We start from the raw sequence: 11389 nt of genomic DNA on the forward strand, positions 1-11389 counted from the left end.
GCCCTCAGTGACCTCTTGTGCGTTTTATCTGGTCGAGCTTCTGCAGGATATCGACTTGGGCGACGTAACCAAGGCAAAGCATCAAAGTGAAGGTTTGAGCGGGCACTTCGAGGAGTTCTCTCCCGTAGGGCCACATCACGATGTTCATCAACAGCATGGCGCTGGTAGCTTGTAGTGTGGCTTGGCGAAGTGGCAAATCATGGTAGCGCAGGCTTGCTTTGAATGCTCTGTAGGCTCCAGTCAGTATCGTTAGCACGAACAGAGCAGAGCCAAGCGCACCAATTTCCCACAGCATCTGCGCTGCAGTAGATCTGTCCAGTCGGAACGGATATTTTTTTGCTAGTTCGCCAATGGCCAAAATGCTGTCGCTGCGGCTGGCACCAGGAGAGAAGCCAAGCAGGCCATGAAGCGCATCACGCCCCCAGCTTTCTGTAGTCCAGAAACTCAAGGCTGCAGTTCGACCCATTTCACCTGTTTCGAAATTGATCATGCCGCCGTCGGTGCTATATCCGAATGTTTTGATGTAAAGATCGCCCAGATCCTTGGATTCCAGACCTGTTCCTGCGTAATGCAAATGGTCGTAGAGCATCAGCAGCCCGACCATTAAAAAAAGGCTACACACAAAGGCGCCGACGGTAAACAGCGGGCGTTTGGCCATGTCTGGCAACAGCAATACGCCAAATCCCAAAGGAAGCAGCAGCACCACAACCTTGACTTCAGCCAATCCGATACTGAGTCCGGCAATGCCAAAGACGGCATAGAAAATCCACCATGGCGCTTGCTTTTTTCGGCATAACGCGAAGGCATAAACCACAGCGGCAACTAGAAAATAGGCCATCGACCCACTTGCCCCGCCGGCCATGGGGTCCCCGCCAAAACTGCCCACAATCGCGTCCCAAGCCACGCCAAAGCGCCCACCTCGTGTGCTGCGATTGGCCGCCACGACCAGGTATTGGTACAGAATGAATGGCAACTGCAGAAAGGCCAGAGGGATCAACCAACGCAGGACTTTTTCAACGTCGTCGATCTTGATCGCGAAGTAAGCTGTGGCCAGATAGATGGCCCACATGATGGTGTAGTTCTTGCCGCCTGCAATGGCCTGCAGCGGGGAGGGCGCATTCAGGATGATCGATATGGCGACACAAACCAAGAAGCTGAGAACCAACAGGATAAACGGTGTGTTGATCTGTCTGTATTGATACTGTGGCGATTGCAGATAAGCACCAGGCAGCCTGAAATACAGAAAGACGGCAAGCGCATAGGGGATCCACAACCCTTGTTTGATGCGCAGGAAGTACTCCAGCTGCCCGATGACCAGAAAACAAATGATGGCCAGGATGGGCACCATTCTGGCGGGGGGGATGGCCGCAATGAACAAGGCGCCCACCACGCCGATCATGCCAAACGTCACCTTGTTGGCGCCGGTGGTGGCAATCAGGCCTGACAGCAGGGCCAGAAAGATGAAGGCTGCGATGATCCAGCGCGTCAAGGGGCTGTTTTGGGGGCCTGCAGCAGAAAGGGTCTTGGAGAACGCAAGGATCATGGCTGACCGAAGTAGCGGATCCGGGCTGGCTCGTTCATCTGGGCGGCGAGATCGTTGGCAAATTGGGCGTGCAGCTTGAAGGCGCGATCCGGATCGGTGTCGATGCTGGAGACGCGCATGAGCAAGCCATCAGACAAATAGCCCTGCATCGCGTATTTCAGGCGAACGAGTTTTTGCTGTGTGCGCGTGTTGGCGCTTTTTTCGCCCACCACGATCCAGTAGGTGACGACTTCTGGGCGGTTGGCCGTCTTGGCCAGCATCTGGTGCACTGAATGGGCCTTGCCCGCCACTGTGATGGTGGCCGGGCGCAGGCCTGAGATGGCGAAGCCTTGGGCCGAATAGCAGATCTCAGGGTTGTGCAACTGCAGGGTGTCATCGGCCTGCAGCTTGCCGTAGGCGGCCGAGAACATGATGCGCTGGCCAGCGCTGTTCATGTAGGTTTTGGTGACGGTGTCGTTGTAGAGCTTGTTGAGAAACGCCTGCTGGGTGGGGTCTGGCACGATGTGGTCCATGCCGCGATCGTTTTGCCATGCACCGAAGGCATCCGGGATGTCTTGCTTGAAGTGGATCGGGCGCAAGGTGTCCGCCAGCATGTTGGTCGGCTTCCAGTTGCTTCCCAGAAATGCGGCCAGGCCCATGCCGAGCACCAGCACGATGGTCTTGATCCGTTGAGATGGTGCCTTGGCTGTGAGGGTCTGCTGCATGTCGTGCGTCTGGTTGGTCGCTTCAGCGGTTGTTCAGAACCACACCAAAGAACTTGCTGGGTTTGCGTGAGAGCTTCTGCACCAACTTCTTGAGCTGGTCATGGCGAGAAACGTTCTTGCGCGCAATGGCCAGTGATGCGCCACATTTTGCGGCGATCACGCCCGCATCCGCACCGTGCGCAACGGCCGGGGTGTCCACGATCACATAATCGAATTTGCTCAGCAACTCACCTAACAGCGCCTCGAAAACGGGGCGTTGCACCAGCTCCAGCGGGTTGGGCGGCGTTGTGCCCACTGGCAACAGGTAGAGCGTGGGCAGGTAGTCGCTGGGGCGGATGACATTGGTTTCCTGGCGGCCAGACAGCACGCCACTCAGGCCGTGGTTGCCTTCCACGTTGAAGATGGCATGCTGGCGAGGGGTGCGCAAATCCGCATCGATCAGCAGCGTGCGGCTGCCCAACTGGCTGAACGCCACCGCCAGGTTGGCCGCGAAGTAACTCTTGCCATCCCCCACGTCGTTGCTGAGGATGGCCAGTGCCCGTTTGGGCTCGCCAGGGGCGGCCAGGTTGCTGATCAGTTGCGAGCGCAGGTCCCGGAAGGTCTCTGCATCCGGGCTGAACGGGTCATTGGCCACGGTCAATTCGTTACTGAGCCGGCCTTGCATGCCACCCGCATAAGGGTAGTGAAATTGCTGGGACAGTGCCCAGATCACGTCCTGCCTGCGGGCCAGCCCCAGCTCGACACACGCCTCGCCAAATTTGACGTTGTGCTGCCGTTGGTATTCCAGCACCAGTTCAACCTGCTCCGGCGAGAGGTTTTTGGTGTCCCGGATGATGTCGCCAATGGCGCGGTCTGGAAGGTCCGACATGGGGTAGTTCATGCTTTCGAGTTTGACTGGCTGCGTCTTGTGGGGCTTGGGCCTGGTGTGCGAACGGTGCTGGTGTTGAATTGACACCAGGCACCTTAGCTTGTCGGGCGCTCCAGAAGGGGCGTCTTGGGGCCTGTCAGCCTCGTGATCATGGCGGTGGCCCTGCCAATCTTGGCGTCCGTCGGTTGCAGCTCGCCCAGCAAGATGGTGTCCATGCCCAATGCAATGTCCGAACCCGTTCTGATGCGACGATCAGACAGTTCGACAGCCAGTGCGCAGCCCACGGCCAACATCCCCCCCAGCAGGACGGACAGGGCAATGTTCAGGAACACCTTGGGTGAGGATGGGTCCGCCGGTGCCGAGGCTGCCTTCAGGATGGACACATTGGTCTGGTTGGCCTGGCTCTCGATGGTGGCCTGGCTCAGGCGGGTCTGGATGGCGTCGTAGGCACGTTGAGCGTTTTCCACGTCTTGCAGGTAGAGCGCGGCCTGGTCGCGCTGTTGCTTGATCTCCAGCAGACGCTGGCGCTGTTGGGCCAAGGCTGCTTTCAGTTGTGACTCGCGTGACTGGTTGATGGCATTGTTGATGCCCACCGAGGCGGCAATGCGTTTGGTTTCGCCATCAATGCGCAAGCGCAACTCATTGATGTTGGCGCGCAATTCGGTGACCTGGGGATGGGCTTCACCCATCTTGTTGCTGATCTCCTTGAGGCGAGCTTCCTGGCGGGAAAGGTCTGCCTTGAGGTTGGCAATCACAGGGTTGTTGATGACTTCCTGCAGCCGGTCGCCATTGACCACGGCGGCGGCTTGCCGGCTGTTGGAATCGGCCGATACGGCTTGCAGCATGACCAGTTGGTTGGACAACTCGTTCAGGCGATTGGTTTCGACGTCAAGGCGCTCGTCGGCCATGACCAGGCCGTTCTCCTGTTGGTACTGGGACAGGCGCGCCCTGGCTTGTTCCAGGCGCTCACGAAAAACCTTCGCTTGCGCGTCGAACATGGTGGTGTAGCGCTTGGCGGGTTCGACACGCAACTCCAGCGTGGTGTCGATATAGGCCTGCATGAAGGCGTTGGCCAGCGCGGCAGCGAAAGCGGGCTGAGTCGCGGTGTAGCTGATGTTGATGACGCTGGATTCCTTGCCCGGCATCACATCCAGGGGCTTCTGGACGACGTCGACGATCCAGTCGTCAAACTCGCCCCTGCCTTGAGCCTCTTCCCGCCATTGCTCGTGCAATTGGGGGTTTTGATCCAGCTTGAGGGTGCGAATGGCTTTGAGCGCAACCCGGTCGCTCTTGAGGATGTCCATCTGAGTGGCCATGTACCCGGGGGCCAGCATGCCTTGCAGCACCATGCCGGCTACGGGGTCAGGCGACTTCACGTCGATGACCATCGTGGCCACGGCCGTGTATTTCTTGGGCATATACAGGCTGAGCGCAACCGTGGTGACAATTGTCAGCAGCAGCACAGTGGCCAGCAGCCCCCAGCGAGCTTTGAGAATGGAAAGAAACTGGTTGATGGACATGCAGTATCCAGTGGAATGCAAACGGACAATCGAGAGGCGCGAAGGGGGTGTGACTCGTCAATATACGAATTGTTCCAATTCGCCTGGCAAATTGGTCAATGCCCCAGTTGCGTTCGCCTCAGGAACGTATATGGTCTCTTACATTAGTCGGAAACCCGCCCCCTAAGCTGAGGGGTGTTGCGTATTGTTACAAGCATGACGCTTTGTGCGTACATGGCTCGGCTACTCTCCTGCGGTCTGACCAAAATTGCCAGTGCAATTGGAACGCAAACCGGCGTAGTTGAAACAAGACTTTGCATGTTCGGCGCAGTCCGTGTATTTCGTCATGAAATGGTGGGGCGGTCTGGCATGGCCTGAAACATGCGGTCTACCAAATGTGGCTTGTTAAGCGCTGTGCTCACGGATAACTAAATCATGACAGTGACTGTACCTTTCGCACCTGCTGCTCGATCTTTCTTGGCTCGGGGGGGCGTGCTGCTGGCCTTGATTTCGGGCTTGGCTGCCTGTGGCGGCGGTGGCGGTGGCGGTGGCGACAACACGCCTTCTGCGGATCCGCAGTCTGGATCGGAGTCATCCCAGTCGGCTGGCAACACGCCAACGACTGACGGTGGAGCGCCGTCGGCCGGTGCAGGGGCCACCACCGCAGTGACGTCAACGGACGCGTTTCGGTTCTTGACGCAGGCAAGTTTCGGGCCCACTGAGGCCGAAGTGCAGCGTGTGGTCACGATGGGCTATGACGCCTGGCTGAATGAGCAGTTCTCGCCGACCCTGCTGCCTTCGCGCACGCACCGCGCCATTTTGGAACTCCGCGACCGTGACCACCAGTACGACGCAGGCTCGTCGTCGGTGCGCGCGCCCCTGACCGACATTCCCAATGGCTTCCTGACCCAGGCCATGACAGAGCAGCCGCAACTCAAGCAACGCTTGGTGATGGCCTGGTCGGAGATCCTCGTGGCGTCGCTGGCTGACAGCTACCTGGGGCACGAAAAGAACAAGTTTGTGGGCTATCTGGATGTGCTGACAGCCAATTGCTGCGGCAAATACAAGGACCTGCTGGCAGCCGTGGCCAAGACCCCAGCCATGGGCCACTACCTGACCTACCTTCGCAATCAGAAGGAAGACAGCAAGACCGGCCGTACGCCTGACGAGAACTTTGCGCGGGAGATCATGCAGTTGTTCTCCATCGGCTTGTACAAGCTCAATCTCGATGGCTCGATCTATCTGGACCCTGTGACCAGGAAGCCCGTTGAGACTTACACGCAAGCTGACATTCAGGGGCTGGCCAAGGTGTTCACGGGTTTTGCCCTGGATCACAGCAGCGGGGCGCGCAACTGGAACTGTTTCTGGAGCAACGCTTCGTGCCGCGAAGAAACCGCCAGCGCCTTCAAGCCGATGGTGGGCTATCCCGCGTTCCACTCCACGTCTGAGAAAGTTTTCCTCGGGACGACCATCCCTGCCCAGACAACGGCCGACCCGGAAGCCAGTTTCCAGGCTGCGATCAGCGCGATTGCATCGCACCCCAATGTGGCCCCCTTCATCGGCAAGCAATTGATTCAGCGCTTCGTGACCAGCAACCCCAGTGCCACTTATGTGAGGGACGTGGCCACGGCGTTCAGGGATTCGGATGGCGACATCAGCGCCACCGTGCGCGCGATGCTGTTGCACAGCGAGGCCCGCAGTGCCACAACCCGCGCTTTGTCGGGCTACGGCAAGGTGCGCGAACCGGTGCTGCGCATGACGGCCTTGCTGCGGGCGTTCTCGCACACGTCTGACAGGATCAGGGCTTCGGCGTCGCCGAAGGAAACCTTCAGCCCAGCACGCCTGAAGTACTACGACATCGGCTGGACGTCCAATCCAGGTACGCAGCTGGCCCAGATGTCCTTCTTCTCGCCCTCGGTGTTCAACTTCTTCCGCCCCGGTTACGTGCCGCCAGCGGGCACCGCCACAGCCACGGCGGGCAAGGTGGCGCCTGAGCTTCAGATCCACTCCGAATCTGCCGAAGTAGGTTATGTGAACTGGGTCATGGAAGCCGTCCAATACGGCATTGGGTCGTATAAGGTCTATGACGCGGATGGCAAGTGCGGTGTCGTCAAGGTGGTTGACGCTGCGTACCCCAACTGCCCGGTAGATACGGCTCAGCGACGTGATGTGCAGTTCTCTTTTGTGGCCGAGCGTGCCGCTGCCGCGACGCCGTCTGCGCTGGTCACGCTGGTGGCCAGCCGCTTGATGGGCGGGGTGATCTCGTCATCGTTGCGGGCTTCGGTTGAAACCGCCGTCAACAGCATCAACATCGACGGGGCGACCGGTTCGGCCAAGGATGCGCTGCTGGACAACCGTACCCGTGCAGCCATATTCCTGATCATGATCTCGCCAGAGTTCATTGTTCAGAAGTGATCGAGGTGTATATGAAGAAAACCAGTCGTCGTGAGTTTCTGCGCATCGGTTCTGCTGTTTCTGGCATGGGTGTGGCAGCGCCATGGGTGCTCAACCTGTCTGCGTTTCAAAATGCGTCGGCGCAATCTGTAGGCAGTGGCTACAAGGCGCTGGTGTGCGTGTATCTGGCCGGGGGCAATGACGCGTTCAACACCGTGCTGGCGACGGACAGCACCTCGTGGGGGCACTACACCCGGGTGCGGGATCCGCGCGTCAGCGACTCGGCTTCGTCGGCCGATTCGATTGCCTTGAGTTCATCGGCTGTCCTGCCGATCTCCCATCGGAATGCCGCCGGACGCAACACGGGGCGCCAGTTTGCGCTGCACCCCAACCTCCCTCAGGTTCGTACGCTGTACAACGCCGGTCGTCTGGCGGTGGTGGCCAATGTGGGCACTTTGAATCGGCCTACAACGCCTACGCAGTATGCCGATGTGACCCACCCGCGGCCTGCCAAGTTGTTTTCTCATAATGACCAGCAGTCCACGTGGCAGTCCTTTTCTCCCGAAGGTTCAACAGCTGGGTGGGGCGGACGCTTCGCCGATAACCAGTCGAGCAAGAACAGCAATCAGATGTTCGCATCCGTGGGTGTGGACACGAACGCCGTGTGGTGCTCGGGTGCATCGACCAAGCAGTTCCAGGTTGCCAGTGCAGGGCCGAATAGGTTTGGCTATTCGGCCGACGGCAATGTGCCGTCGTTCATGACCGCCGGTGTGCGCAGTGCGATGGCATCGGTCTCGGGCGCTGATGCGCGCGGTGACATGCTGGGCTCTGATCATGCGGCTGTGACCAAGCGTGCGCAGGATGCCCAATCCGTGTTGACGGCTTCCTTGCCCGCCATGGCTTTGGCACCCTGGGGCACCCCAGGTGCCACATCGCAGGCAGCAGACGCCAAGCTGTGCTGTGTATTGCCCTCCACCGGCGCGTCGACCTACAACCCGCTGGCTGGGCAACTCCAGATGGTCGCGCGGATGATGGCTGCGCGTTCCGGTACAGGTGGCAGCCGCCAGGTGTTCTATGTGAGCCTGGGGGGCTTCGATACGCACAGTGGCCACATCAGCAAACATGCTGATCTGATGGCCCAGCTGGATCATGCCCTGGCCTACTTCGATACCGTGTTGGATGCCATGCCAGGTGGCGGTTTACGCTCGCAGGTCACCACGTTCACGGCATCTGACTTTGGCCGCGGCTTCACCAACAACGACGGTGGTTGTGACCACGGCTGGGGTGGGCACCATTTCGTGATGGGTGGGGCTGTGCAGGGGGGCGACGTCTATGGCCACTTCCCTGAGTACCGCAGCCCTGACAGTGCGGGGAAGTTCGTCAACGCACCCAACCAGTTGCTCAACGGCGCCTTGCTGCCCGAGGTGTCGGTCGATCAGTACGCCTACACCCTGGGCCGCTGGTTTGATGTGGCAGATGCCGATCTGATCGGTGCGACGAGTGGTTCGGGCATCCTGCCCAACATCCATAACTTCGACACCGCCGTTCGCAACCTGCGCTTCCTGGGCTGAGCGGGCTCAGCCAGCTTACTTGCTCAGGAAGTCTGCATACGCCAGGCCGATGCCTTCCTCCAGGCTGGTGCGTGCGCGCCAGCCCAGGGAGGCCAGGCGGGACACGTCCATCAGCTTGCGTGGCGTGCCATCAGGCTTGCTGGCGTCGAATCGCAGATCACCTGCAAAACCCACCACCTTGATCACGGTCTGTGCCAGTTCCCGGATGGTCACGTCCGTGCCCGTGCCAATGTTGACCAGTGGCCCGCTGTAGCCTTGTTCCATCAGGTAGACGCAGGCATCGGCCAGATCGTCGGCATACAGGAATTCGCGCATGGGTGTGCCGCTGCCCCAGACTTCCAGTGAGGCATCGCCACGCAACTTGGCTTCGTGGGCCTTGCGGATCAGCGCCGGCAGCACATGGCTGTTGTTGAGGTCGTAGTTGTCATTGGGGCCGTAGAGGTTGGTGGGCATCACGCTGATGTACTGGCGGCCGTATTGCGCGTTGTAGGCGTCGCACATCTTGATGCCTGCGATCTTGGCGATGGCATACGGCTCATTGGTTGGCTCCAGAGGGCCCGTCAGCAGCACGTCCTCGTTCATGGGTTGCGGTGCCAGCTTGGGGTAGATGCAGCTGGAGCCCAGGAACATCAGACGCTGAACACCCGCCAGGTGGGCACCATGAATGAGGTTGGCCTCAATCATGAGGTTCTGATAGATGAAATCCGCGCGGTAGATGTTGTTGGCCTGGATGCCTCCGACCTTGGCTGCCGCGATGAAGATGTAGTCAGGCTTTTCTGCCTGCAGGAAGGCGTGTACAGCCTGCTGGTTGAGCAGGTCCAGTTCGGTGCGGCTGCGCGTCAGCACGTGGTGGAAGCCGGCTGCTTGCAGGCGTCGGACGATGGCCGAGCCCACCATGCCGCGGTGTCCAGCCACAAAGATTTTCGAATCAACTTGCATGATGTGTTCTGTTTGAATCGTTCTTGAAGAAGTAGCCCAGGATCGAATCCGTGCCGATGGTCAAGGCCGTGGCCACCATGAACAGCAGGATGCCGGCAAAGCTGTGCACAAAGCCTTGTCCGGCCTCGTCTCCGAAGTAGAAGGTGATGAGCACCAGCGCGATCACGCGCAGCACATTGGAGGCGAACGAGATAGGGATGATGAGGAAAGCCAGCGTGATGTTGCGTGCACGGGAGGTGTGTTGAACCACGCTCATGTAGAACACGCCAATGGCTTCCAGGGCAAAGATCGAATTCAGGCCGGCACAGGCGTCCGCCACCAGCAGGCGGTACTGCCCGATGGTCAGTACCACACCACTGCGGCCGATGGGGTAGCCCGCCTGGTACATGATCGCTTCTGCGGCATGCGACACCCCTGACTTCAAGGGGCCGGTCACCGCTTCAACCAGCGGTGCAGGCAAGGGAATCAGGAAGAGCATGAAGAAGATCGGGAACCACATGAGCTTGAGACCCGGCCATCCCCAGTAAAACAGCAGCAGACCTGTCAGCACCAGGATCTGGGAGCCCGCATCGAACATCAGAATGTCTTGGGAGTGCCCGAAGACATAGGTGAGCAATCCCAGGCCAAAAGCGAGGGCGGCCGCCCATGGTGCACTGAGTGGCCGGAGCTGATTCAGCGTGGGCCAGCGTTGCCACATCAGCCACAGTGACAACGCCAGGATGACCGGGCCGTGACCTTGGCCGACGATGTTCCAGACGGTTTGATCCAGCGCGATGTACGTTGGCACGTACATGATGAGCAGGCCGACGGCCAGCAGCAGCAGTTCTGGCGTCTTGACGTTGGCGGCGTTGGGGAGGCTCGGCGAGGTGTCGAGTGAACTCATGTTCTGCGTACCACTGGGTGATGTATGTCTACGATCTTGGTGACCAGTGTAAGTTGCACAAGAGGCGGAGACAAAAAAGCCGCTCATCAAGAGCGGCTTTGGGCGAATACAAGCAGGATGAGATCAACCTGCACCTTCCTTGCGGGCTGGCTGATTGCCGAACAGCACAGACTTCACCATTCGATAAATGAAGACCGAGTTGGTGATGGCGTACCGACGAGCCAGGCGCTTTGGCTCACTCGCCAGGCGATGCAGCCATTCCATGCCACTCTTCTGCATCCATTTGGGCGCGCGCTGAATGGTGCCGGCGTGGTAGTCAAACGCAGCGCCAACGCCCAGCATCACAGCACGGATGCGACCACGGTGGCTGGCCATCCAGGCTTCCTGCTTGGGGCAACCCAGGCCCACAAACAGCACGTGGGCGCCGGACTTGTTGATTTGATCCACATAGGCCTGGTCTTCTTCGGCCGTCAGCTCACGGAACGGAGGCGAGACCATGCCGGCAATGCGCAACTTGGGGAACTGCTTCTTGATGCGTGCAGACAGCTTTTCCAGTGTGTCATCAGCACTGCCGTAGAAGAAGACGGATTGGCCGATCTTTTCTGCGACGGACAGGTAGCGCCACATCAGGTCTGGACCGTTGATGCGCTCTTGCTTCAGGAAGCCCTCGCGGCGCAGGGCCCAAGCCACCGGGGCGCCATCGGGCAGGGCCAGATCAGCCTGGCTGATGACCTTGTTGAATTCGTTGCACTGGCTGGCGGTGACCACGGAATGCACATTGCACAGCGTCACATAGCGGGACTGATGTTGCGAGGCCCAGGACGCAATGCGAGACACGGCCTCATCCCAACCAATGGCGTCAATGTGTGTGTCAAGGACGTGGGCCCCAGTTCGCATGAAATTCTTGCCTGACTTGTTTCGGAGTCGAGACAGCATCCGTTCGTGCTCTGCGAACGACAGCGATGGATAGCCAAAATTGGGATCTGGA

Annotated in this window: 9 protein-coding genes; 2 read left to right on the forward strand and 7 right to left on the reverse strand. The window is 59.3% G+C overall.

Going from position 1 to position 11389, the window contains the following annotated elements; genetic code table 11:
* Positions 1–4 precede the first annotated feature (4 nt).
* The 4 genes from HY836_RS12520 to epsF form a co-directional block, all read right to left on the reverse strand.
* The gene (locus HY836_RS12520; RefSeq protein ID WP_290676487.1) at positions 5–1543 is read right to left on the reverse strand and encodes a hypothetical protein; all 1539 of its coding nucleotides are present in this window, start codon (positions 1541–1543) and stop codon (positions 5–7) included.
* On the reverse strand, positions 1540–2247 hold the full coding sequence (gene epsI, locus HY836_RS12525; RefSeq protein ID WP_290676488.1) for an exosortase-associated protein EpsI, B-type: 708 nt from the start codon (positions 2245–2247) through the stop codon (positions 1540–1542). The genes HY836_RS12520 and epsI overlap by 4 nt, the downstream gene beginning before the upstream one ends.
* 22 nt (positions 2248–2269) lie before the next feature.
* Complete coding sequence (locus HY836_RS12530; RefSeq protein ID WP_290676489.1) at positions 2270–3115, reverse strand: polysaccharide biosynthesis tyrosine autokinase; 846 nt, start codon at positions 3113–3115, stop codon at positions 2270–2272.
* A 95-nt stretch (positions 3116–3210) separates the two neighbouring features.
* Complete coding sequence (gene epsF / locus HY836_RS12535; protein ID WP_290676490.1) at positions 3211–4635, reverse strand: chain length determinant protein EpsF; 1425 nt, start codon at positions 4633–4635, stop codon at positions 3211–3213.
* A 414-nt stretch (positions 4636–5049) separates the two neighbouring features.
* Here epsF and HY836_RS12540 point away from each other — a divergent pair, with 414 nt between their 5' ends.
* Together HY836_RS12540 and HY836_RS12545 are read left to right on the forward strand one after the other, a co-directional pair.
* Complete coding sequence (locus HY836_RS12540; protein WP_290676491.1) at positions 5050–7029, forward strand: DUF1800 domain-containing protein; 1980 nt, start codon at positions 5050–5052, stop codon at positions 7027–7029.
* 11 nt (positions 7030–7040) lie between these two features.
* A complete protein-coding gene (locus tag HY836_RS12545; RefSeq protein WP_290676492.1) occupies positions 7041–8579 on the forward strand; it encodes a DUF1501 domain-containing protein in 1539 nt (512 codons plus the stop codon).
* A gap of 15 nt (positions 8580–8594) precedes the next feature.
* Here the strand turns inward: HY836_RS12545 and HY836_RS12550 are convergent, their stop codons facing one another.
* The 3 genes from HY836_RS12550 to HY836_RS12560 form a co-directional block, all read right to left on the reverse strand.
* Positions 8595–9518: a GDP-L-fucose synthase gene (locus HY836_RS12550; protein ID WP_290676493.1), complete on the reverse strand. Its 924-nt coding sequence runs from the start codon at positions 9516–9518 to the stop codon at positions 8595–8597.
* Positions 9508–10401 carry an exosortase B gene (xrtB, locus tag HY836_RS12555; protein ID WP_290676494.1) on the reverse strand — a complete coding sequence of 298 codons (894 nt, stop codon included), beginning with the start codon at positions 10399–10401 and terminating at the stop codon, positions 9508–9510. Before xrtB ends, HY836_RS12550 begins: the two co-directional genes overlap by 11 nt.
* A 123-nt stretch (positions 10402–10524) precedes the next feature.
* A complete protein-coding gene (locus tag HY836_RS12560) occupies positions 10525–11298 on the reverse strand; it encodes a WecB/TagA/CpsF family glycosyltransferase (RefSeq protein ID WP_290676495.1) in 774 nt (257 codons plus the stop codon).
* Positions 11299–11389: the final 91 nt, after the last annotated feature.

The organism is Aquabacterium sp., assembly GCF_016234775.1.
In the GTDB taxonomy this organism is placed as follows: domain Bacteria; phylum Pseudomonadota; class Gammaproteobacteria; order Burkholderiales; family Burkholderiaceae_C; genus Aquabacterium.

Excerpts from the sequence above, each read along its gene's own strand:
- HY836_RS12545 (WP_290676492.1), top strand. The coding sequence starts at position 7,041 with ATGAAGAAAACCAGTCGTCGTGAGTTTCTGCGCATCGGTTCTGCTGTT.
- HY836_RS12550 (WP_290676493.1), bottom strand. The coding sequence starts at position 9,518 with ATGCAAGTTGATTCGAAAATCTTTGTGGCTGGACACCGCGGCATGGTG.
- xrtB (WP_290676494.1), bottom strand. The coding sequence starts at position 10,401 with ATGAGTTCACTCGACACCTCGCCGAGCCTCCCCAACGCCGCCAACGTC.
- HY836_RS12520 (WP_290676487.1), bottom strand. The coding sequence starts at position 1,543 with ATGATCCTTGCGTTCTCCAAGACCCTTTCTGCTGCAGGCCCCCAAAAC.
- HY836_RS12560 (WP_290676495.1), bottom strand. The coding sequence starts at position 11,298 with ATGCGAACTGGGGCCCACGTCCTTGACACACACATTGACGCCATTGGT.
- epsI (WP_290676488.1), bottom strand. The coding sequence starts at position 2,247 with ATGCAGCAGACCCTCACAGCCAAGGCACCATCTCAACGGATCAAGACC.
- HY836_RS12540 (WP_290676491.1), top strand. The coding sequence starts at position 5,050 with ATGACAGTGACTGTACCTTTCGCACCTGCTGCTCGATCTTTCTTGGCT.
- HY836_RS12530 (WP_290676489.1), bottom strand. The coding sequence starts at position 3,115 with ATGTCGGACCTTCCAGACCGCGCCATTGGCGACATCATCCGGGACACC.
- epsF (WP_290676490.1), bottom strand. The coding sequence starts at position 4,635 with ATGTCCATCAACCAGTTTCTTTCCATTCTCAAAGCTCGCTGGGGGCTG.